This is a genomic window from Oceanobacillus sp. FSL W7-1309 (assembly GCF_038002145.1).
Lineage (GTDB): Bacteria > Bacillota > Bacilli > Bacillales > Amphibacillaceae > Oceanobacillus > Oceanobacillus profundus.
Genome location: NZ_JBBOBX010000002.1, coordinates 104,348 through 128,722, shown reverse-complemented (window position 1 = coordinate 128,722; position 24,375 = coordinate 104,348). Strand labels below are relative to the sequence as shown.

At 37.5% G+C, this 24,375-nt stretch carries 19 protein-coding genes and 1 other RNA gene; 4 read left to right on the top strand and 16 right to left on the bottom strand.

Features of this window, described 5'->3' with window-relative positions; translation table 11 throughout:
• Nucleotides 1-103: 103 nt before the first annotated feature.
• Nucleotides 104-280, top strand: a complete 177-nt coding sequence (gene sda / locus NST46_RS13320; RefSeq protein ID WP_095311339.1) for a sporulation histidine kinase inhibitor Sda — start codon at nt 104-106, stop codon at nt 278-280.
• Nucleotides 281-497: 217 nt separating this feature from the next.
• Here sda and NST46_RS13315 read toward each other — a convergent pair whose 3' ends face one another.
• From NST46_RS13315 to NST46_RS13305, 3 genes are all read right to left on the bottom strand, one after another.
• A complete protein-coding gene (locus NST46_RS13315; RefSeq protein WP_341137363.1) occupies nt 498-2,705 on the bottom strand; it encodes a copper-translocating P-type ATPase in 2,208 nt (735 codons plus the stop codon).
• A 407-nt stretch (nt 2,706-3,112) separates the two neighbouring features.
• The gene (locus NST46_RS13310) at nt 3,113-3,784 is read right to left on the bottom strand and encodes a response regulator transcription factor (RefSeq protein WP_095311335.1); all 672 of its coding nucleotides are present in this window, start codon (nt 3,782-3,784) and stop codon (nt 3,113-3,115) included.
• Nucleotides 3,777-5,165: a sensor histidine kinase gene (locus NST46_RS13305; RefSeq protein WP_341137362.1), complete on the bottom strand. Its 1,389-nt coding sequence runs from the start codon at nt 5,163-5,165 to the stop codon at nt 3,777-3,779. The genes NST46_RS13310 and NST46_RS13305 overlap by 8 nt, the downstream gene beginning before the upstream one ends.
• A 593-nt stretch (nt 5,166-5,758) precedes the next feature.
• Between NST46_RS13305 and NST46_RS13300 the strand changes: the two genes are divergently transcribed.
• Nucleotides 5,759-6,370, top strand: a complete 612-nt coding sequence (locus NST46_RS13300; RefSeq protein WP_095311333.1) for a YdhK family protein — start codon at nt 5,759-5,761, stop codon at nt 6,368-6,370.
• A gap of 369 nt (nt 6,371-6,739) precedes the next feature.
• On the opposite strand, the gene NST46_RS13295 is transcribed toward NST46_RS13300, so the two are convergent.
• The 8 genes from NST46_RS13295 to secG all read right to left on the bottom strand — a co-directional run bounded on the left by NST46_RS13295 (nt 6,740) and on the right by secG (nt 15,607).
• Nucleotides 6,740-8,908 (bottom strand): heavy metal translocating P-type ATPase, encoded by a 2,169-nt coding sequence (locus tag NST46_RS13295; RefSeq protein ID WP_340002054.1) that lies wholly within the window; start codon nt 8,906-8,908, stop codon nt 6,740-6,742.
• Nucleotides 8,901-9,266, bottom strand: a complete 366-nt coding sequence (locus NST46_RS13290; protein WP_095311329.1) for an ArsR/SmtB family transcription factor — start codon at nt 9,264-9,266, stop codon at nt 8,901-8,903. Before NST46_RS13290 ends, NST46_RS13295 begins: the two co-directional genes overlap by 8 nt.
• A 916-nt stretch (nt 9,267-10,182) precedes the next feature.
• Nucleotides 10,183-10,523: a transfer-messenger RNA gene (gene ssrA / locus NST46_RS13285) on the bottom strand.
• A 128-nt stretch (nt 10,524-10,651) separates the two neighbouring features.
• The gene (gene smpB, locus NST46_RS13280) at nt 10,652-11,116 is read right to left on the bottom strand and encodes an SsrA-binding protein SmpB (RefSeq protein WP_095311327.1); all 465 of its coding nucleotides are present in this window, start codon (nt 11,114-11,116) and stop codon (nt 10,652-10,654) included.
• A gap of 99 nt (nt 11,117-11,215) precedes the next feature.
• Nucleotides 11,216-12,022, bottom strand: a complete 807-nt coding sequence (zupT, locus tag NST46_RS13275; RefSeq protein ID WP_340002055.1) for a zinc transporter ZupT — start codon at nt 12,020-12,022, stop codon at nt 11,216-11,218.
• 228 nt (nt 12,023-12,250) lie between these two features.
• Complete coding sequence (gene rnr / locus NST46_RS13270; RefSeq protein ID WP_251659189.1) at nt 12,251-14,464, bottom strand: ribonuclease R; 2,214 nt, start codon at nt 14,462-14,464, stop codon at nt 12,251-12,253.
• 48 nt (nt 14,465-14,512) lie between these two features.
• Nucleotides 14,513-15,259 (bottom strand): alpha/beta hydrolase, encoded by a 747-nt coding sequence (locus NST46_RS13265; protein ID WP_095311322.1) that lies wholly within the window; start codon nt 15,257-15,259, stop codon nt 14,513-14,515.
• A 114-nt stretch (nt 15,260-15,373) separates the two neighbouring features.
• Nucleotides 15,374-15,607, bottom strand: a complete 234-nt coding sequence (gene secG / locus NST46_RS13260; protein WP_095311320.1) for a preprotein translocase subunit SecG — start codon at nt 15,605-15,607, stop codon at nt 15,374-15,376.
• Between the two features lie 165 nt (nt 15,608-15,772).
• Between secG and NST46_RS13255 the strand changes: the two genes are divergently transcribed.
• Nucleotides 15,773-16,684, top strand: coding sequence for an alpha/beta hydrolase (locus tag NST46_RS13255; protein WP_095311318.1), 912 nt, complete (start codon nt 15,773-15,775; stop codon nt 16,682-16,684).
• Nucleotides 16,685-16,828: 144 nt separating this feature from the next.
• Nucleotides 16,829-18,541, top strand: a complete 1,713-nt coding sequence (ptsP, locus tag NST46_RS13250; RefSeq protein ID WP_341137361.1) for a phosphoenolpyruvate--protein phosphotransferase — start codon at nt 16,829-16,831, stop codon at nt 18,539-18,541.
• Nucleotides 18,542-18,713: 172 nt separating this feature from the next.
• Here the strand turns inward: ptsP and NST46_RS13245 are convergent, their stop codons facing one another.
• The 5 genes from NST46_RS13245 to tpiA form a co-directional block, all read right to left on the bottom strand.
• Nucleotides 18,714-19,301, bottom strand: coding sequence for a nitroreductase family protein (locus NST46_RS13245; protein WP_341137360.1), 588 nt, complete (start codon nt 19,299-19,301; stop codon nt 18,714-18,716).
• A gap of 74 nt (nt 19,302-19,375) precedes the next feature.
• Nucleotides 19,376-20,350 (bottom strand): nucleoside hydrolase, encoded by a 975-nt coding sequence (locus NST46_RS13240; RefSeq protein ID WP_095311311.1) that lies wholly within the window; start codon nt 20,348-20,350, stop codon nt 19,376-19,378.
• A gap of 190 nt (nt 20,351-20,540) precedes the next feature.
• Nucleotides 20,541-21,827, bottom strand: a complete 1,287-nt coding sequence (eno, locus tag NST46_RS13235; protein WP_095311309.1) for a phosphopyruvate hydratase — start codon at nt 21,825-21,827, stop codon at nt 20,541-20,543.
• Between the two features lie 243 nt (nt 21,828-22,070).
• A complete protein-coding gene (gpmI, locus tag NST46_RS13230; RefSeq protein ID WP_095311307.1) occupies nt 22,071-23,609 on the bottom strand; it encodes a 2,3-bisphosphoglycerate-independent phosphoglycerate mutase in 1,539 nt (512 codons plus the stop codon).
• Nucleotides 23,606-24,364, bottom strand: a complete 759-nt coding sequence (gene tpiA, locus NST46_RS13225; protein WP_340002078.1) for a triose-phosphate isomerase — start codon at nt 24,362-24,364, stop codon at nt 23,606-23,608. The genes gpmI and tpiA overlap by 4 nt, the downstream gene beginning before the upstream one ends.
• Nucleotides 24,365-24,375: the final 11 nt, after the last annotated feature.

Genomic DNA, 24,375 nt, shown 5'->3' with positions numbered 1-24,375 from the left:
TTTGTCTTTGCTTGTCCCACTTTGTATTATTTTTGGTAGATTCTACTTCCGATTATTCAGATTCAAAGGTATTAAAAAATGCAAACATGGGAGGTAAAGATCATTGAACAGTCTAAAACATTTGTCAGATGAACTATTAGAGGAATCCTTGAGAAAGGCAATCAAACTAAAGTTGGATCAAGATTTTTGCACAACATTAAAAAATGAAATAAAGGAACGGGCAGAAAGGGGAGAAAAATTTACGCATACTAAAGACGCGAAAAATATTTATAAAAAGTAACCTGGACAGTCTAAGTTTCATCGCCCTGTAGCCCTGTAACCTACAAGATGCTGAAATCGGAAGTAGAATCCTATTGGCCTTAAGTTTAGGCTGAAAAAAGGTAGCGTTTCGCGCTTGATTGTGCGCAACGCTACCACAAATGATAAGCTGCATTAGTTTATAGATACAACAAGCATACTTTGATTCTTTTATGCTTACCCTAGTCTTTTATTATGAACTAGTCTATCTTTAACAACTGGGCATTAATTGCACAAATAATGGTACTTAATGACATCACCACTGCTCCAATTGCTGGAGTTATCACAATCCCTATACTATACAAAACACCTGCTGCCAGTGGAATTGCAACAATATTATATCCAGCAGCCCAACCTAAGTTTTGCATCATTTTTTGACTACTCGCTTTTGACAATTTAAAGATATTTAAAATATCTACTGGATTACTATTCACTAATATTACATCAGCAGTTTCAATTGCAACATCTGTCCCCGCACCGATAGCTATCCCTAAATTTGCTTCTGCCAAGGCAGGGGCATCATTAATACCATCACCAATCATCGCTACTATTTTGCCGCCTTGTTTTAAATCTTTAACATTGCTTGATTTATCATGTGGTAATACTTCTGCAATGACTTTTGCCATTCTAAGCTGTTCACCGACATAATTTGCTACCTTACTATTATCACCAGTCATCATGATCGTTTCGATACCACGATTATTTAATTCCTTGATTACTTTAAATGAAGATTCTCGAATAATGTCAGCTAAAGCAATCATCCCTTGCAGCACATTATCTTTTAGAACGAAAACAACAGTTTTCCCTTGTGCTGCAAGTTTTTCATAGGTCTTCTCATCAAATGAGATGTTATTTGATCTCATTGCACCTGGACTGATAACAGCTATTTCTTCATCCTTTATTTTCGCAACAAGACCTTTACCAGTTAGATTTTGATAATCTTTTACCTCATATACTTCTAAATTACGTTCTTTTCCTTCTTTTACGATTCCTTTAGCTATTGGATGATCCGACTGTACTTCAACGGAGTATGCTAACCTCAATAAATCTTCTTTAGTTATTCCTTCACTTGGATGTACGTCAGTTACTCCAAAATTACCTTCTGTTAGCGTACCAGTTTTATCAAATACAATTCGGTCTACTTTCCAAGCACTTTCAAATGGTGTACGGTTACGTATTAACAACCCTTTCCTAGCAGCAATGGAAGTTGATCTTGAAGTAACTAATGGTCCTGCTAAACCTAGTGCATGCGGGCAAGCGATTATCAAGACGGTAACCATTCTCTCTAATGCGAATTCAAAATCACCTGTAGTTATCCAATAAGCTAACGTAATAATCCCTACAACTACAGCAACATAGAATAACCATTTCGCAGCAACATCGGCAAATCCTTGCGCTTTTGATTTGGTCTTTTCAGCATCACTGACTAATTGAATTACTTGAGATAGATATGTTTCACTACCTGTTTTATTTACTTGAATTTTTAATATGCCTTCACCATTCACTGCTCCACCAATTGCTTCCATCCTAGGATGCTTTTCAACAGGAACTGATTCACCTGTTAGCATCGATTCATCAACAGTGGATTCTCCTTCGAAAATCTCTCCGTCAAGGGGGATTTTCTCTCCAGATTTAACTAAAATTTGATCGCCTGGTACGAGTTCTTCAACAGAAACTTCTACAATATTTCCAGACTCATTAATTTTATGTGCTTCCTTTGGCATAAGTTTGATTAACTCTTCTAATGCTTTTGAAGCGCCCATAATGGATCTCATTTCGATCCAATGTCCTACGAGCATGATGACAACTAACGTCGCTAATTCAAAGAAAAAATCGCTTCCTTTTATAAAAAAGGCTGTCAATGTACTATAAACATATGCCGTTACAATAGCTAAAGAAATGAGCATCATCATACCAGGCGCCTTCGTTTTTAATTCATCCCAAGCACCTAATAAAAAAGGTTTACCACCATAGAAAAAAACAATCGTGGATAGCAGGAATAATAACAATGTATGGCCAGTAAAGTTAACTTCATATCCAAAAAGCATTTGAATCATTTCTGATAAGTAAGAAATTGGTATTGTCAGCACTAAAGATACCCAGAAGCGTTTCTTAAAATCTTCAATCATATGTTCATGATGTCCTGAATGACCACCCCCATGTTCTCCGTGATGGTTGTGTTCGTTATCATTATGGTTCTCATGCCCTTCATGTAAATGGTGTTCATGATCAGCATGTACATGTTGATTATGATCCATATTTCCACCATTATAGTGATCATGTTTGACATGATTTTGTGTCTCATGACCTTTATCATATCTGCCATAATGATGGTGTGAATGACTTTGTTCGTTGTGTCCTTCTTGGTCATTATCGCGTTTGTTCTTTCCGTTACTTTGCTTTTCCATTGTTTTCACTCCTTATTCACCCTAGTTTAAGGAGACTTTAGATATCTTATTCTATCTCCTTGCAATACTATACTTTACCCCCCTTAGGTATGATATAAACCTGTATAAACCTGTTGATTTATTAAGGTTTCTATGCAAATTCTGTGCACTTTTCGAGAATCTGTTTATTTGCGTAACTTTGGGAAATATATAGTTCGTTTTTAAATATTACTTATATATGGGTTTCAAGAAAAGAATTTCAAGGAATTTTAAATACTTGAAGTTGTACAAGCCTTCAGTTTTTAATACCACTCCGTATTTGACCTCACTTTCATCCCACATCTAAAGACAGTGGGCTTTCTCGTTCGGAAAATCTGAAAAAAATTGCTCAATGCACGTAATCTACTCATTGAGCAACTTTTGTAGTATCATTTATGAACCCATTTGTACCCAACACCCCAAACAGTTTTAAAATACACATCTATTGGAAAACCAGCCTGACGAATTTTTTCTCTTACATTTCTAACATGTGAGTCCACAGTTCTTCCTTCTGTTTCAGAAGTAAATCCCCAAATCAAGTCAATTAGCTGGTCCCTAGTGAAAACACGATTCGGATTTTTCATTAAGTGGCCAACCATAAAAAATTCTTTTGGTGTTAATTTTATAGGGTTATTTTTATAGGTCAGTTCAAACCGGTCTTCATTCCATATAAGACCCTGTACGTTAATATGACTAGATGGCTTTATTCTTCGTAACAATGCGTCCATTCTTGCTAATAATTCCTCTTCATTAATAGGTTTCGTAATATAATCATCTGCACCGAGTTTCAATCCTTTCACAATATCCTCCTTTTGATCTCGTGCAGTCACCATAATAATTGGCACCCCTGAAAAACGTCTTAACTCTTTACAAAGCTTCCACCCATTCATTTCCGGCATCATAATATCAAGCAGAATGATGTCAAATGTTTCTACTCTTATAGCTGATAGAGCTTCTTTTGCCCCATACGCTTTATAACATAAATAATGATGTGGCTTTAAGTACAATGCTAATAAATCTACCATTCTTTTTTCATCATCAATTAGTAAGACCTTATTCAACTATGTCACCTCTTTGCAGCGATATCATAAAGCTAGTGCCAACACCTTGTTTACTTTTCACCTCAATGTTACCACCATGGGATTCCACAATTTCTTTTGCAATGGCTAATCCCAATCCTGTTCCACCACTACGTCTAGATCTAGATTTCTCCACACGGTATAAACGCTCAAATATATAAGGTAAGTCTTCTTCTGGAATCCCTTCTCCTTCATCTGAAATAATCGTTATAATCTCATATTGATTTTGAGATATATTTACTGAAATTCGGTTTCCTTGTGAACTATGTTTTTTTGCATTGTCCAATATATTCAAGAGCACCTGTTGGATTCTATCTGGGTCAACATATGCGATAATCTGGCTTGGACAATTGACTGATAATATAAGGCATTTTTCCTCGAATGCAGGTCGTATGCGTTCTGTAACCGTATGAATTAGTGGTTCAAAATTTATATTCCTTCTTTTGATTATGAATTTATTCTGATCTATTTTTGCCAGATCAAATAAGCTTTTAACTAGTACCGTTAACTGTTCAGTTTCTTCCCGAATAATTTCAATATACTCTTTCTTTTCTTCAACCGACGCATCATCACGACTAATTATATCAGCATAACCTTTTATGTAAGTTAAGGGAGTTCGTAGTTCATGGGAGATACTAGCCAAGAATTCATTTCTATATTTTTTTAAGTGTTCTAGATCGTTTGAAAGTCTTGTAATTGAATTAGCCAGGTCTCCTAGTTCGTCGCTGCGATCCGTATGTAACTCCACCCTGTGCCTACCTCTGCTCAACTGTTCGGTTGCTTCTTTCATTTTAATTAATGGGTTTGTAATCAGCCTCGAGAGTATAAAAACCGTTACGACTGTCAGAAGGAGTGTTAGCAGTCCAATAATTAAGAATTGATGGCTTAAATGATCAACAATTTTTCTGATATGATCTGTATCAGAAAACATAAATACATGTCCTTGGTGTTCCCTATTTATCGTAATAGGACTGTCCGTTGCAATATATTTTTTCTCTGTCCACCCTTCTACTAATATGCTTCCCTCTAAGGGTATTTGATTTAGATCCGTATGTTGAATAACATCTAGCATTTCCCCGTCAATTGGATCCGATTCAGTGATTACATTACCAGATGCATCTGTTATTACCACAGCAAAGTTGGATTCGGATTCCATGATAGCAACGTGTTCTAATGTCGATTGATTATAATTTTCTTCTAAAACATCGCGATGTGTATTTCCACGAGACAAAAGATTATCCATCACTTCTTCAATCCGTTCATTTACCAGGTTCGTATACAAAATGAAATACAGGAAAATTTCAACAATCAAGATAAAAACAAAAAACAATAATCCAATTTTTAAGGATAGTTTATTTAACATTCAAGACTCCTTTATTACATATGGGTTAATGCATCTAGTATACCAATTAGGAAAAGAAAAGCTCCTTCGATTTTTTGGGATATGGCAAATACATCAACCACATTTTATTTAACTGATTTCTGTATAAGCACTGTCTATCTTTAAATGATAATGATGGTCTATGTATTTTATTTAAAAAGTGTCCATTTTTTGTGCAGATCGTAATTATCCCGACAAAATCAATACTTTAGACCTATTTCAAACGCTCAGTTTCTTATTTATCTCTTTCGCCTCTTGCAAATCTTCCTTTTAAGATTATTTTAGATTTAATTTCTCCACAAAAATAGTTTCTGATTAAATATATCTTAAACCTAACTAAGCTATTATGATACATACCATTGGCCAAATGGAACGATAACGATGCATCAAGTTCATTTTTTATTATTAAAATAAGTATATAGAAAATTAGTCAAGAAAGTTTGCAGAATGAAATTCTCATTTTATTATATCTGTGCCTTTTAGCTTATTCTTCTCTCTAGCTGTGAATCTGCAAATAAAATGCAAATTTACAGGGTAGATTAAATAGTAACTAGAATATTGGAGGGATATTTAAAATGAAAAGAAATAAACTTATAATCGGTATTGTTTCTATGATTGCCGTACTGTTATTGTCAGCATGTGCAAATGAAACAGAAGAAAACACAGGTACAGAAACAGAATCAAATACGGAGGAGAAAAATGATATGGAATCGGAGTCTGATTCACATGAAGGTATGGATCATTCTGAAATGAATATGTCCAGTACAGGAGAAGTCCCTGAGGGTTTAGAAGAAGCTGAAAATCCAACATATGAAGTTGGAAGTCAAGCAATGATAGAGACAGATCATATGGAAGGTATGAAAGGTGCTGAAGCGACTATTGTGGGTGCATATGATACAACAGTCTATACTGTTTCGTATACCCCAACAACTGGCGGAGAGGAAGTTACTGATCATAAATGGGTCATTCATGAAGAGTTAGAAAATCCAGACGATGCTCCATTAGAAGAAGGTACTGAAGTAACAATGAATGCCGACCATATGAAAGGTATGGATGGGGCAGTAGCTAAAATTGACTCTGCTGAAGAAACTACGGTATATATGGTTGATTTCGTTCCGACCACAGGTGGAGAAGAAGTAACGAACCATAAATGGGTAACAGAAAGTGAATTATCACCTGTAGAATGAGTTCTTATAAGTACATTAGAAAAACAGGACACAAAAATGGTTGCAATCATCATAAATCAATGATTGCAACCATTTTTTGTTGGAGTATTTTTTTGTTTGGTTTTTATTAATGATATTAAACGATAGAGGATCAATAAGGATACCAGTAGAGATTAGAAATCTATTATTTTTCAATAAAAGGAGATATATTTAACTTTTACTTGACTAGCAGTAATCAATGCATTCTTTCAAGGGAAAACGAACAGAACAAGAAAAAGCTGCGGGGAACACTGCACTCTCAATAATTCTCCTATCAAAAATAACCCAAAAGTTAGATTTTCTGCTCTAACTTTCGGGGACGGTCGCTTCCAATGGAGAGCTTCCCTGTCTTTAATCCTTCACTTTCATAAGTCGTAAACCATTTAACGTTACTAGGATGGTCGCGCCCATATCTGAAAGGATGGCAATCCAAAGCGTTAACCAGCCAGGCACAACCAATAATAAGGCAATAAACTTAATCGCAATTGCAAAAGTAATGTTAGCTTTAATTATATTTAGCGCTTTTCGGCTGAGTTTTACAGTGAATGGAAGCTTTCTTAAGTCGTCTCCCATAAGAGCAACATCTGCCGTTTCTAGAGCTGTGTCAGTACCAGCTCCTCCCATTGCAATACCAACGGTTGATGCTGCCAATGCAGGTGCGTCATTAACACCATCTCCTACCATAGCCACCTTACCAAACTCTGACCTCAATTGTTTCATATAATCCAATTTATCCTGCGGCAACAATTCTGACTGAATATCAGATACGCCTACGTGTGCACCAATTGCATCCGCAGTACCTTTATTATCGCCAGTCAACATAATTGTCTTTTTGATGCCTAACTGATTTAACTTTTGAATCACTTCTTTACTTATTTCACGTACTTCATCAGCAACTGCAATAATGCCAAGAATATTTTGTTCCGTCCCAATAATCATGACCGTTTTCCCTTGATTCTGAAGATAATTAACCTTGTCTTCGAATGCTTGAGTAAAATCAGAAACAAATAACTCGCTGAAAAGTTGTGGACTTCCTATATAATAAGTCGTTCCATTTACAGAGCCTTCAATACCTCGACCTGTAATCGAAGAAAAGTCTTCTACCTTTATATCTGAGTAAGAGATATTTTCTTGCTCTGCTTTTTTCATAATTGCTGAAGCAAGCGGATGTTGCGAACGGTTTTCCAGTGCTGTAATAATATTAAGTAGTTCCCTTTCTTCAATTTGTTGATCCAGTAATTCAAAATCTGTTACAATTGGAACTCCCTTTGTCAATGTGCCTGTTTTATCAAATGCAATCGCCTTTAAGGTACCCATTTCTTCTAAATATACTCCACCTTTTACAAGAACACCTTTCTTGGCAGCATTTCCAATCGCTGAGACAATAGAAATCGGAGTCGATATAACAAGTGCACATGGACAACCAACAACAAGAACGGCTAACCCTTGATATACCCATGTTTCCCAGCTACCAATAGAGAGTAGAGGCGGTACTATCGCAACTAATGCTGCGACGATCATGATGATCGGGGTGTAATATTTCGCAAATTTATCGATAAAAGCTTGTGCTGGTGCCCGTTCTCCTTGCGCTTCCTCTACCAGATGAATAATTTTAGCAATGGTTGTATCTTCAACAAGCTTTGTAATTTTTACTTCAAGTATTCCTTCTTCATTTAATGTACCTGCAAATACGTTATCATCAACTGATTTTTCAACAGGAACTGATTCACCTGTAATAGCTGCTTGATTGACAGCAGAATAGCCATTTACGACTATACCGTCCATTGCAATTTTCTGTCCAGGCTTTACAAGCATAATATCCCCTACAACAATATCATCTACATGAACTCTTAATTCTTGCCCATTACGTCTAACGAAAGCCTCTTTGGGAGCGATATCCATTAAGGAATGAATCGACTGTCTTGCTCTATCCATTGAAAATCGCTCCAGTGCTTCACTGATTGCAAAGAGAATAACAACAACAGCAACCTCTGCCCATTCGCCAATAATAGCTCCGCCAATAACAGCTACTGTCATAAGGGTCTTCATGTCAAATTCAAAGCGAATTAAGTTTTGTAAACCGACTCTAAAAAGGGATAAACCTCCAATCAGCATCGATGCTAAAAATAATAATGTCGTCACAATGTTTCCTTCACCATTCATATATATAGATAGGTATCCAAAAACAAGAAACAATACCGACGTAAGTAATGTACTATGCTTTTTATAAAAGGGGATTTTCTCTTCTTTGTTCTCCCTTTCAACCGCATGTGAAGTATGTGTTCCAAGCTTTTCAGGAACTACTTTAAGATTTTCAAAAGCACCTGCTTTTTCCAGCTCTTCGACAGTTGTATTTCCAAAAACATTAATTTTGGAAGCTCCAAAATTGACTTTCGCATCCTCTACGCCTGGAAGCTGTTTTACATTCTTTTCGAACTTTCCTGCACAATTCGCACAGGAGAACCCCTCAACGCGATAAACATGTTTATGTTCCGTTACGGATTTTACTGGATCATTCAACTTTAATAGCCTCCTTCTGATGCTGAAAGGCTATTTCTATAAGTTGTTTAACATGTTCGTCGTCTAATGAATAAAAGACTAGCTTTCCTTTTTTTCGATATGTTGCGAGGCCTAAATTTTTTAGTAATCTTAAATGATGGGATGCCGTGGCCATTGAAGAACCTATAATATTTGCCACATCACAAACACATAACTCACCTTCTAACGATAAAGCATAAGCAATCTTGATTCTAGTATCATCAGCCAAAGCCTTGAAAATTTTAGCTACTTCCATCGGATTTTGTTCCGTAAGATGCTGTTTAGCTCTTGACACTTTATCTTCGTTAATACACGTAACTTCACAAATATCTTTCACCATGATATCTTACCCCCTTGTTCAAACATATATTTGAATATAGATTCACTATTAATATATGCAACTTTATTCAAATAGTCAAATGATTATTTGAATAATAAACATAAGAATACAGTTTGTTTATTTTATAAGAATGAAACTTAACGGATGGTCTTAGTATTATTTACTTGGGGAATGGTACTTTATATGTGTTCTCAAGTATTGTTAATTGATTAAAAATTGTTTAGATACATAACACCTTTTCGTATTAAATTCTCAAATATAGTCAGAATTTGCTCTGCATGATATGTGTTTTAATTTTAAAGCAAGCAGAATCACTGCTTCCTTGTTTCTAATACCTTAAAGATCTTTCAATTTGGCAATATCTTCATCTGTACGATTTCCGTGAATCTCAAGATTTGCAAGTTCTTCCTCTATTTGAAGATACCCGTGAGCTCTAATTCAAGATGAGTCATTTCAGGGTCTGGTGAAGATCCATGCCAATGCTAAATAAATATGATTCCGTAACTCCGAGAAACGGTAAATATAATGAAGCTATGTTAAGAAGTAAACTATTATTTGAAGAACATTTTTTTAATCTATAGAATAACCAAACTTCTTGAAAAGGCAAAAAACCACCAACATTATGTATTGGTGGAGACGGTGGGACATGCTCTTCCATGCTTTCGTCATGGCACTGACTATATCTTAAACCTAATTTTTAAGGTTTCTCGGCGTATTATACGAAATGTAAATTTACCACGCTTGGTAGAATTTCGTATCCTAGTACTACCATATTGGCAGCCTATAAGTCGATAGATGGCTGTTGAATTGCTCCACATACCACTCGGTATTGCCTTATTGCATCAAATACAACTTAGGTTTCACCGATAAAGCCGAGTTATCACTTTTGTGTTACCACAAAAGGCGACTAAATTACTAATCGAACCCACGTCCAGAGATATCGGCACTCAGGCTTCTACACGCGTAGTTGATATATTATCATTCGCTAATCCTGCAGCCTATCAACAGGCTTTCAGATAGCTAGTCTGATTTAGTTCACCTGGAGATCCTCAGACGGAGGATACCAGCATAGCCCGCTTAAGTTGAGACCCTTCAATCTGCACCACGGGCGAGTGACAGGAAGGATCCTTTAGTGCTACTTACGCAGCTGCTAAAGAGTAATTGTTTTCTTTGCCAGTTATATTTAGGCGAATAACGGTTTACGAGTCGTAACCTCGACGTGCGACCTGAGCTCAAACTACCCCTGTCGAATCCGTAACGTCCCCATTTAAGAGAAACGCTCTAGGATAATTGAGCATTATTAAATTGTGTTACATACTCTATTATAGCAGAATCTCAGCTAATTTCAAGGGCTGGCAGAATTTACAGGCTCTACTATGCTTGCTTTATCTCATATGATCTTTTATTGCACGGTCTACATCACGTTTCATTTGCTTCTGCTTCAAATCTTCACGCTTGTCGTATTTCTTTTTCCCTTTTCCTAATCCGATTAAAATCTTAGCATAGCCATTTTTAATATAGATTTTTAAGGGAACAAGCGCATAGCCTTGTTGCTGTGTCAGACCAATTAATTTATCGATTTCTTTCCGATGCAAAAGTAATTTACGTGTCCGTGTCGGATCGTGATTGAATCGATTTCCTTGCTCATATTCTGCAATATGAAGGTTAATCAATTTGACCTCACCGCGATCAATTCTTGCGTGGGAATCTTTTATATTTACTCGGCCATTACGTAGTGATTTGATTTCTGTGCCTTGTAATACAATTCCTGCTTCATACGTATCTTCAATAAAATAATCATGGGATGCTTTTCGATTTTGCGCGATTGTTTTTCCTTGTCCTTTTGGCATACGAGTGTTCCTCCTACTACTTACATAGAACTTTATTTTATCAGAAATCTGCTGCGATTCCAATAAGAACACCTAACTATAACGAAACAAGCCCAAACATTAAGCCATCAGAACTAAACTCACCGCCATAACTGCCATCCCAGTCATCACACCATAAATGGATAGATGCGCCTCATCATATCGTTTCGCTGCAGGCAACAATTCATCTAAGGAAATAAACACCATAATTCCTGCTACCATGGAAAAAATAATTCCAAATAGAATATCACTTAAGAAAGGCATTAATATCAGAATTGCTACAAGTGCTCCGATTGGCTCTGCAAGTCCTGATAAAAAGGAAAGCTTAAAAGCTTTTTTCCGATCACCAGTTGCGTAATAAATTGGTACAGATACAGCAATTCCCTCTGGTATATTGTGAATGGCAACAGCTACTGCAATAGCAATCCCAATCGTTGGGTCCTGTAGTGTAGAAACAAATGTTGCAATTCCCTCTGGAAAGTTATGAATAGCTAAAGCCAACGCTGTAAACATTCCCATCTTCATTAAGGCTGGATCATTCAGAGCTGCCCCTGGTTTTTCCATATCTTCTACCTTTTTTACTTCATGGGGGTTGCTATGGTTAGGTATAAATTTATCAATTAGACCGATGAAAAGCATCCCAGCGAAAAATCCAATAATCGTAAACCAATATCCTTCTGTTTCGCCCAAGGATGCTGTTAAGGCGTCCTTTGCTTTAAAAAATATCTCAACCATCGATACATAAATCATAACCCCGGCTGATAATCCTAAAGCAAATGATAGAAATTTTGTATTTGTCGTTTTAGCAAAGAAAGCAAGTACACTTCCTACTCCAGTTGCAAGTCCCGCGAATAATGTTAACAGGAAAGCAAGAAGTACATCATTCATCCAAAATCCTCCAAACTTCAATTAGAAAAACTTAGCACTTGCTATCACATTGAGGCAAATGCATGCGTTGTAATTTTATGCAGAAAAATAATATTGCATTCATATAAAATTGCGACAGTTTTATAAGTAGTGTACAAAACGACCTGTAAGGTGTCAATAACATATTTTTGTAAGCCTACTTCTGCTTTGTCCAATTCAGAAGAAGAAATGAGCCTAACTTGTAAAGGCTCATTTCTTCTTTTTCTTCTTCTTTGGTTTTGTTTTACTTGATTGGAGCACCTTTTTGGGTGGTCTTGATTTTCTATTTTGCTTCTTATGAGAGCCTGCTCCTGCCAATTCAAAATCAACTGTATGCTCATCTGTATTGACGCTGACCACTTTTACTTCAACCTCATCGCCAATCCGATATATGTTTGCAGTTCGTTCTCCAATTAATGCATGACTGCGCTCATCAAAATGGTAATAATCGTCCGTTAGATAGCTAACATGAACAAGACCTTCAATGGTGTTTTCAAGCTCGACAAACATTCCAAAATTCATAACCGAACTAATGACACCAGTGAATTCCTCACCAATTTTGTCCTTCATGAACTCTGCTTTTTTCAAGTCATCTGTATCACGCTCTGCATCAACCGCTCTTCGTTCTCGTTCAGATGTATGTCGCGCAATTTCAGGTAGGTTTTCCTTCCAGTGCTTCTGAGTATCCCTGTCCATCTGCTGATTAATCAAATACGTGCGGATTAAACGATGGACAATCAAATCTGGATACCTCCGAATTGGAGATGTGAAATGGGTGTAAAATTCAGTCGCTAGTCCAAAGTGGCCGATTCCTTGTGGATCATATTTTGCTTGTTTCATGGAACGAAGCATTAATTTGGAAACAATCATTTCCTCTGGCTCACCTTCGATGGACTCCAGCACCTTCTGTAACGCTTGTGGGTGCACTTCATTTGCAGTTCCCTTAACAGAAATGCCAAGCCCTGCGAGAAATTCAAAAAACTTCTCCAATTTCCCTTCATCTGGATCCTCATGGATTCGGTGAATAAATGGAACATCCAACCAATGGAAATGTTCCGCAACAGTTTCATTTGCAGCCAGCATAAATTCTTCAATTAAACGTTCTGCTACAGAGCGTTCACGAATAGCTACATCAGTCGGTTTTCCACTTTCATCAACAAGTACCTTTGCTTCTTTAAAGTCGAAATCAATTGCACCGCGTCCCATACGTTTCGAACGTAATATTGATGCTAGCTTTTCCATGTCTTCAAACATCGGTACAAGAGACTCATATTTAGCACGAAGCTCTGGATTTTTGTCTACTAAGATTTGATTCACATCATAATACGTCATTCGCTCCGTTGTATTAATCACACTTTGGAAAATTTCATGGTTAACTACTTGTCCACTAGCGTTAATTTCCATCTCACAACCAAGCGTAAGTCTGTCTACTTGCGGATTCAATGAACAAATCCCATTCGATAGTCGGTGTGGAATCATTGGAATAACTCGATCAACCAAATAGACACTTGTACCACGTTCATATGCTTCCGTATCCATTGCCGAATCTTCTTTTATATAATAGCTTACATCTGCAATGTATACGCCAAGCTTGTAGTTACCATTCTCCAATTGCTTAACAGTTACTGCATCATCCAAGTCTTTCGCATCTGCACCATCAATGGTCACAATCATTTCATCACGCAAATCTCGTCTGCCCTCTAATTCTTCAGGTGCAATGGTGTCTGGCGTATTCGTTGCTTGCTCTAATACTTCTTCTGGAAAATCAATTGCAATCCCATGTTTATATATAATGGAAATGATATCAATCCCAGGATCATTCTTGTGCCCTAGAATATGAATAATTTCCCCTTCTGCACTCATTCTTCCTTCTGGATATTTCGTTATACGCGCAATAACCTTATGCCCACTAACTGCTCCGTGTGAACTGCCCTTTGGTATAAAAATATCATTAGGAATCCTTTTATCATCGGCAATAACAAAACCAAATGCACGATTGTCTTCAAAGGTTCCGACAACTTGAATAACCGCACGTTCCAATATTCGGATTACCTTTCCTTCAGGACGATTTCCCTCAGTACCTGTTTTTTCCAAACGCACGAGGACTTTATCATTATTCATTGCTGAGCCAAGATCATTCGCATGGATATAGACATCCTTTGCGTCTTCATCCTCAGGAATTAAAAAAGCGAATCCCTTTGCATGCATTTGGATTTTCCCTTTAACGAGGTTCATTTTATCTGGCAGGCCGAAACGATTCTTACGTGTTCGAACGAGATCACCGTTCTCTTCGAGCGCATTTAGCGCTTTTACAAGCTCCTTAAAATCAACAGCGTCCTCAATCCCAAGTTCTTGCTCAATTTCCTCTACTGCTAATGGCTTCCTATCATTTTCTTTAAAAAATTCAAGTATTCTTTCTTTCATCTGCTCACCCTCTTTCCTTCTATTGTTCCACTTTTTAGTCCTATTTAATCATCGTTTCCAATCCAAGCTTTCTAGGAATTGATAGATATCCTCATGTAATTGTTCTTTCTCTTTGTCCAACGTAATAACATGCCCAGAATCTTCATACCATGTCAGCTCTTTGACATCTGATTCAACATTTTCATAAATGTATGTTGCACTTTCCGTATTAATCATCTTATCTTGTCTTGCCTGCACGACAAATACCGGTGTGTAAATGGTGTCAATATTATCTTTCACTTCTGAAATGGTTTTACCTAATCCTTCAAAAAGTTCCTTCGAATTCTCAACAAGTCTTTCCACTTCTTGTTCAATCGTAGCTTCATCTTTTCCTTCTAATTGCTTAAATTCCTTAGAAAAGGCTTTAAATCCTTGCGATAGCTGTGTTTCATTATCGAAGAACATCGGAGCACACATTGGTATCATTGCTTTTATGCTCGTTGAATAAGCAAGCTTCAACCCTAAGACACCACCAAGTGAAAGACCTGCTACAGCAATCTCTTCATAGCCAAGATCCTTTAAGTGCTGTAATGCTTGGTTAACATCCTCCCACCACTGGTCTGGATTGGATTTTATCAATTCCTCCGGCGGTAGACCATGCCCTCTATAAATTGGTGCGTGACTCGTATAGCCTTTCTTTTCTAAAAACCTGCCGAGCATCCTTACATCTGCGGTATGTCCTGTAAACCCGTGCAATAATAGAACAGCACGGGGTCCTGCTTCAAACGTAAATGGTTGTGGTAATTTGATTTTCATTTTTCTGCGACATCTCCTTGCACGGTCTTCTTATTACTTTTCCCTTTATGTATAACTATACAACATCTATAATTAAAAAACCCTTATCACTAACTCGTGACAAGGGGTTACTTTCTATTGTAATACATATGCACTTAGAAAAGCTAATAGAAAGAACAATACGCCAGTAACAATCGTTCCACGATGGAGAATTAAATCAATCCCACGTGCCTTTTGCTTACCGAATAATTGCTCTGCACCACCAGATATAGCTCCGGATAGTCCTGCGCTTTTTCCCGACTGTAATAGTACTAAAACGATCATCACAATTGCATCAATTACTAATAATATAGTCACAACACTTGCCATGTTTCACGACCTCCTCCTGCACCGACAATACCTACATGTTACTTTATCATATTTCTCTTAAAACTAGCAAGATAAATCGTGTTAAATTTGCTTTAAATTTAGACGAAATGATAAATTCCTTCTAATATAAATATAAATAGTAGAAAAACGTGGGGGGGATTTTGAATGGAACACACTTGTTGGCTATCAATGGAAGACAATACTGCTATTTATGTAAAGAAATGGTATACCACAGATACAACACCAAAAGCAGTAATTCAGTTAGCACATGGAATGGTGGAGCATATTGAACGATATCATGAATTTGCCAATTATTTAGTTGAGAAAGGATTTTTTGTGTATGGTAATGACCATAGAGGACATGGAAAAACAGGTGAAAAACAAGGATTACAAGGTTATTTTGCAGATCAGGACGGTTTTTCAAAAGCAACTAATGACCTTTATGAAATAACGAAGCATATTAAGCACGATCATCCAAACACGCCAATTTTTCTCTTTGGTCACAGTATGGGATCATTTTTAGCAAGAAACTATCTTCAAATCCATAGTCACCTAATTGATGGTGTCGTGTTATCTGGTACCGGGTATTTCTCGACTGTCACATCCACCCTAGGTAAAGCACTTTCAAAAACCTTACCACCTAAAGGACAATCTAACCTCATGAATTACCTTTCCTTTAGCAGCAATAATAAGAAAATCAAAGATAAAAAGAATGGGTTTGAATGGCTTTCGAGAGATGAAGCAATTGTTCAGGATTATGTAAACGATCCATTTTCAGGTTTTATTCCAACGGGAAGATTCTTCTATGATTTACTTTCCGGTATACTTTCCATGCAAAACAAGAAACAGAATCAATTGATACGCAAAAATCTTCCAATGCTAATCATTAGTGGTGATGCTGACCCTGTTGGCGATTATGCAAAAGGCGTTTGGAAAACTGCTAACATATACGAAAAGGCAGGGCTAGAAAACATTACAGTCATGCTCTATCCTGATGGGCGACATGAGATATTAAATGAAATTAATCGCATGGAAATATTTGCTGATATTAACAAATGGATTGTGCTACATCTGTAACAATCATTTACTTGCATGTGCATTTACATGAAGGTAAAATGTATATGGAGCGTTTTTGGGCAAATAAGACATCCACTCAGGAAACCTGGCCAAACGCCACGTTTTCTAATACTCTTTTAATTTGAAAGGATGGACTCTAGCATCATGAAGAAAGTAATGGGAATAGCTGCATCATCCGGCATTGCAATTGCAAAAGCTTATGAATTGAAAGCGCCGGATTTATCGTTTGAAAAGGTAACAATTGAAGATACAGAACAAGAGGTAGAACGACTAGACCAAGCTTTGGCAATTTCAAAACAAGAGTTAGAAAGAATTAAAGAGCATACAAGAAAAGAGATTGATGAAGAACATGCTGAGATCTTCTCTGCACATCTATTAGTTCTTAGTGATCCTGAGCTTGTCAATCCGATGAAGGACAAGATTACAACTGAAAAAGTAAATGCTGAAGCTGCATTAGATGAAGTTGCAACGATGTTCATTGATATGTTTAAAGCAATGGATAATGAATATATGCGCGAACGCGCTGCTGACATCGGGGACGTGACAAAACGCGTACTTGCACATCTATTAGGGGCAAGCTTCCCTGATCCAGCTCTAATAAACGAGCAAGTAATCGTCATTGCAAATGACCTTACACCATCAGACACTGCTCAATTAAATCGTGAGTTCGTGAAAGGGTTTGCTACCGATATCGGTGGTCGTACTTCTCACTCTGCGATTATGGCAAGATCACTTGAAATTCCTGCCGTGGTAGGTACAAAGGATATTACTTCTACTGTAGCAAAAGACGACATCATTATTGTAGACGGACTTGAAGGTAATGTTATTATTAACCCTACTGAAGAAGAAATAGAGACGTATCGCAATAAACAAGAAGCTTATGCAAAACAACAAGAAGTATGGGCGAAGCTTAAAGACGAGCCTACTTTCTCTAGCGACGGCGAACAAGTTGAGCTAGCAGGTAATATCGGTACGCCTGATGATGTACATGGAGTATTAAATAATGGTGGAGAAGGTGTCGGACTTTACCGAACAGAATTCCTGTACATGGGTAAATCTGAGCTACCGTCTGAGGACGAGCAGTACGAAGCATATAAATCTGTACTTGAGCAAATGGGTGATAAGCCCGTTGTTGTAAGAACATTGGATGTTGGTGGAGATAAAGAGCTCAGCTATTTAGACTTACCAAAAGAAATGAACCCATTTTTAGGGTACCGTGCAATTCGATTCTGCTTAGATAACGAGCAAGTTTTCCGTCCACAGTTACGTGCTCTACTGCGTGCAAGTGCGTTTGGAAACTTAAAAATTATGTTCCCGATGATTGCAACATTAGAAGAATTCCGTCAAGCAAAAGCAATTCTTCTTGATGAAAAAGAAGCTTTAGTAGCAGACGGTGTGAAGGTCTCCGATGATATCGAAGTTGGAATCATGGTAGAAATCCCTTCAACTGCTGTAATTGCTAAACAATTTGCCAAAGAAGTAGATTTCTTTAGTATTGGAACAAACGATTTAATTCAATATACAATGGCTGCAGACCGAATGAATGAACAGGTTTCTTACCTGTATCAGCCATACCACCCTGCAATCCTTAACCTAGTAAACACGGTTATCGAAGCAGCGCACCAAGAAGGTAAATGGGTTGGTATGTGTGGAGAAATGGCTGGAGATTCCATCGCAATTCCAATTTTACTTGGGCTTGGATTGGACGAGTTCAGTATGAGTGCTACATCCATTTTACCTGCACGTACGCAAATTCGTAACCTTTCTAAAGAGAAAATGGTTTCCTATAAAGAAGAGATACTAGCTATGGGAACTGCTGAAGAAGTTGTAGAATTTATTAAAGAAAAAACAGAGTAAGATTTTGATGAAGTGCTCAGACTTTTAGTCTGAGCACTTTTTTAATTGATTACATTAGGATGGGAAAGCATTTTTGAGCTGTGGGATCGCTTTTTATGGTGAAGCAAGCACGTTTTCGGATTGGACAAGAGCTTTGTTTGGAAAAGTGTCGAACCCGTGTCTCAATTGATTATTATTTTTCAATAAAAGTCAGCTTTTCTTCAATCGGGGTCCTCTCTTTAACATGCGGTATTTTTTTCGGGTAGCCAATTTGCATTACTGCAGCAATTTTTGTTTTCTTATAATCTAGTTCTAGATTCTTCAAAAATTCTTTGTCGTGCATATAGGGAGTTATCGTCCAGAGCATGCCTACACCAAATTCCCATGCCGCGAGTTGTGTATTCTGAATAAACGCACATACTGCTGCATATTCTTCTTCATAACGAATGGGATCATCTTCTGTTTCAAAATAAATAAGCGCATGATGTGGAATATCCAACAGAAATTTTGACATAGAGGCTATCAGTTTTGCTGTTTTCGGATCATTATCCTTTTTAATCATTCCTAACCGCTGGTAGCTTCGAATAATTGCCTTCACAAAATACTGCTTTCCTTCTCCCTGGTAGATTTTAACTCTCCATGGCTCCTTCATATAATGTGTAGGGGCATAAGACCCATATGTAAATATTTTTTTCAATAGTACTTGGTCAACTTCTTGCTGTTTAAATGTATGAATGGTTCTGCGTTCTTTAATTGTTTTTAGAATATCGATTTTAATCACCTCTTATTGTTATAGATTAGCACAAAAAAACATAAAAGCGATGTTATAATTCATATCGCTTTTATGCATCTCATTTAGTCGAATCGCTGACCTGACATAACGGTCATAAAACGTGTGTAGAACTTTGGATAATCGAGTCCGAAGGCGATACGGTGGGTTCGAACCTCCTCGTCTGCTTCTTCCTCCATATTACTATATGGTCGAATGTCAGCTATACTTTGCCCTCGCTCTGTACCCTCTCGAGCCTGAACAATCTGCACAGGTAAATTTTGAAATGTAAACATATCTTCTTGATTAATCGCCATTAACGTGAGGACATCGTGAAGGGGACTACCTTGGATATTAGGATCCCTCTCTTTGTAATAATCGTAGTAGTAATCCAATAATGTTTTTACAATTGGAAGCTCGCCAACCTGATCTATATAATCCACCATTTCCGGTGTAGCGATTGCTTGTTGGGTTACATTTAACGGAATAATTGTGACATTATTATTCGTGTTTGCTAATACCAACTGAGCGGCAACAGGATCGCCATGAAAATTTGCCTCTGACACCGCGGTTACATTTCCTGGAACCCAAAATGCTCCTCCCATTATATAATAGCTTTTTACCTTTCTCATTAAATCCGGGTACAGTAAAAACATGGTAGCAAGTGATGTCAAACGGCCGATATTCACAATGACTAATTCATCCTGGTATTGCTCTATTATTTCTACAATATCGTGGAAATTTTCACTGACCCCGTCTTGGCCATCCGTCTCAGGTATAATTGGTCCGAGTCCATATTCTCCGTGAATTTCCGGAACATATTCAGGCAGTTCACCTGTCATTGGTATTTCAGCACCTACAATGATTTTGACATTTTCAATTTCCTCGGAGTCGAACAGGCTTCGTACATATTGGATATTTGCTAAAGCATTTTCCCTCGATATATTTCCATAGTCAGCAACCATCCCAACAATATCAATTTCATCATTCATGTATGCATAAAGTATAGCAATTGTATCGTCAATACCAATATCACCGAAAAGCAATACTTTTTTAGCCATGTAAGCCCCCCTCTCTGTATAATAATTCCATTTAGTTAACTGTATTACAGGGGACACTTATCTATGCTTGGATTTTGTAAACATTTACAAGCGGGAATTAATTAAAAAACTTATCACTTGTCAAGTTTCTAATCGAAACTTTCCGCAAAAAAATAAGAGACAGATTTCTCCGTCTCTTATCAATACTTTTTTATTTTTTCAAGTTATAGAATGCACTTAGACCAGCATATTCACCCATACCAGCCAATTCATCTTCAATGCGAAGTAATTGGTTGTATTTCGCTACACGGTCTGTACGTGACGGTGCACCTGTCTTAATTTGCCCTGCATTTGTAGCAACGGCAATATCAGCGATTGTAGCATCTTCTGTTTCACCAGAACGGTGAGAAATAACTGCTGTATATCCTGCACGTTTGGCCATTTCAATAGCTTCAAATGTTTCAGTTAGTGTACCAATTTGGTTCACTTTAATCAGGATTGAGTTACCGATACCTTTTTCAATTCCTTGAGAAAGCTTCTCCGTGTTTGTTACAAATAGGTCATCTCCAACTAATTGAACACGGTCACCGATACGATCTGTCAATAATTTGAAACCATCCCAGTCATTTTCATCAAGACCATCTTCAATGGAAACAATTGGGTATTTGTTAATCATTTCTTCATACCAGTCAACCATTTCTTCAGAGGAACGAACAACACCTTCACCTTTTAAGTTGTATTTTCCATCTTCATAGATTTCAGATGCAGCAACGTCCATCGCTAGCTTGATTTCTTCACCTGGTTTATAGCCAGCTGCTTCAATTGCTTCCATGATTGTTTGTAATGCTTCTTCGTTGGAACCAAGGTTTGGTGCGAAACCACCTTCATCACCAACTGCAGTATTCAAACCTTTTTCACTTAGTACTTTTTTCAATGCATGGAAAATTTCTGCACCAGTACGTAATGCTTCTTTAAATGTAGGAGCTCCTACAGGCATAATCATAAATTCTTGAATATCAACGTTATTATCTGCATGCTCTCCACCATTTACAATGTTCATCATTGGAGTTGGTAGAACTTTTGCATTGAATCCACCTAGGTAGTTATATAAAGGAACTTCAAGGTAGCTTGCTGCTGCATGAGCTGCTGCCATCGAAACACCTAAGATTGCATTAGCACCCAATTTCCCTTTGTTTTCTGTACCATCAAGGTCAATCAATAAAGCATCGATAATGTTTTGACGTGTTACATCAAGACCAATTAGCTCTGGTGCAATAATGTCATTTACATTTTCAACTGCTTTCAAGACACCTTTTCCTAAGTAACGGTCTTTATCACCATCACGTAATTCAACTGCTTCATATTCCCCAGTCGATGCTCCACTTGGAACTAACGCAGAACCGAATGCTCCGGATTCTGTAAAAATTTCTACTTCAACCGTTGGGTTTCCACGTGAATCTAATACTTCTCTAGCGTATACGTCTGTAATGTATGGCATGTAAATCTCTCCTTTTTTTATGGGTTGTAAAAAAGTCCGGTGAAAATGACACGTCGAATTTCTTCGTTGGCGATAATGGAACTTCTACTAAGAACGCCCACGTCCTGTGGGCAACGTAGAAGTCAGCACATCCTGTGCAAGCCCGTTCCTCACGTATTAATTGCATACGTTCCGGTACGGGGAGCTACGCCGCCTCGAACTTCTCGGTCCTTTTCATTCCTTTTTTACTTTTAATTTTTATTTTTATTTAATAATTAATGATTCTCCAGTCATTTCTTCTGGTTTGGCAACATCAAGTAAATCCAATAATGTTGGTGATAGATCAGCTAACTTGCCACCATCACGTAATTGAATATTATCTTTTGTAACAATAACTGGTACTGGATTGGTAGTGTGCGCAGTCATTGGGTTACCTTCCAATGTAACAACCTCATCGGAGTTACCATGGTCGGCAGTAATAATTGCATGTCCACCAAGTTCCACGATTTTGTCAACAATTTTTCCTAAGCATTGATCAACTGCTTGAATAGCATCAATTGTTGGTTGTAGCTTACCTGAATGACCAACCATATCTGGATTGGCAAAGTTTAGAATGATGGCATTCTGTTCACCTTTATCTAGTTCTTCAAGAAGCGCATCCGTTACTTCATAGGCACTCATTTCAGGTTTTAAATCGTAAGTTGCAACTTTTGGCGAATCAATCAGAATGCGTTTCTCACCCGGAAATTCCTGTTCACGTCCCCCACTCATGAAAAAGGTAACATGCGGATATTTTTCCGTTTCAGCAATACGCAGTTGCTTTAGATTATTCTGAGCAAGTACTTCACCAACGGTATTATCCAAGTTAATCGGTTCATAGGCAACAAAACCATCTACTGTTTCACTGAAATTCGTTAGCATTACAAAATCCAAGTCTTTTGGAACATTCTCGCCTCGATCAAAATCACGAAAATCTGCATTTGCAAATGTACGTGAAATTTGAATTGCTCTGTCAGGGCGGAAGTTATAGAAAATAATTGAGTCATTATCCTGAATTCGTCCAACAGGCTCATCATTCTCATCGACAATAACGGAAGGTATAACGAATTCGTCATAAATTCCATTTTCATAATTATCCTGAATAACTTCCATTGCGTTTTTATACTTTGGACCTTTGCCATGAACCATTGCTTCGTAGGACTTTTGAACACGATCCCAGCGTTTATCACGGTCCATCGAATAGTACCTTCCAGAAACGGTTGCAATTTCACCAATTCCTAGCTCACGGATTTTATCCTCGGTTTCTACAATATATTCACCTGCAGTTTGTGGGCCGACGTCTCGACCATCTAGGAATGCATGTATATATACTTTTTCTAAACCATTATCCTTTGCTAGCTTTAACAATGCAAATAAATGACTGATATGGCTATGCACACCGCCATCAGATAACAATCCAAATAAGTGAAGCGCCTTATCGTTCGTTTTCGCATGGTGAATCGATCTTAGAAAAGCTTCGACCTTGAAAAAGTCACCTTCCTCAATGGACATATTCACTCGAGTCAAGCTTTGATAAACAACGCGACCAGCACCAATATTCAAATGCCCTACTTCAGAATTCCCCATTTGGCCATCAGGTAATCCTACGGCGTTTCCACTTGCGATCAATTGATTATGGGCGTATTTGTCCCAATATCGATCAAAGTTAGGTGTACTTGCTTGTTTTACTGCATTTCCCATTACTTCATCACGGATCGCAAATCCATCCAAAATGATTAATGCAGCTAATTTATTTTGAGTCATTTTGTACCTGCCTCCACAAGCTGTAGAAATGATTCAGCTTCTAGACTTGCCCCACCGACTAATGCACCATCAATATCGGAAGTTGCAAGTAATTCATCAATATTCGAAGGTTTTACACTACCACCATATTGAATAACAACTTTTTCTGCCGTATCTTCAGTTGTCACTTCTTTAATTACCTGGCGGATTTGCGCACATACTTCATTGGCATCTTCACTAGATGCCGTCTTTCCTGTTCCAATCGCCCAAATTGGCTCATAAGCTATAATTGTGTTAGCTACTTGCTCATCGGAAAGACCCTCAAGTGCTTTTTTAACTTGAGTTGCAACATGGTTCATTGTTTGATTCGCTTCACGTTGCTCTAACGTTTCACCAACACAAACGATTGGAGTAAGGTCATGCTTAAATGCCGCATGTGTCTTTTTGTTTACTGTTTCATCTGTCTCTGCAAAATATTCACGACGCTCTGAATGACCAAGTACAACATGTGTTACACCAAGGTCTTGCAACATTGCAGGACTTACTTCTCCAGTAAATGCACCATTTTCTTCAAAATGCATATTTTGTGCAGCTACACGAAGTTTTGTTCCATTTGTTTTTTCCACTAAGGAAGATAGATATGGAAACGGCGCACATACAATAGCTTCTACTTGATCACTATTGGGTACTTTTCCAACTACATCATCAACAAATGCTGTTGCTTCCGATAAAACTTTATTCATTTTCCAATTTCCAGCAATCACTTTTTTACGCATTTTATCACCCC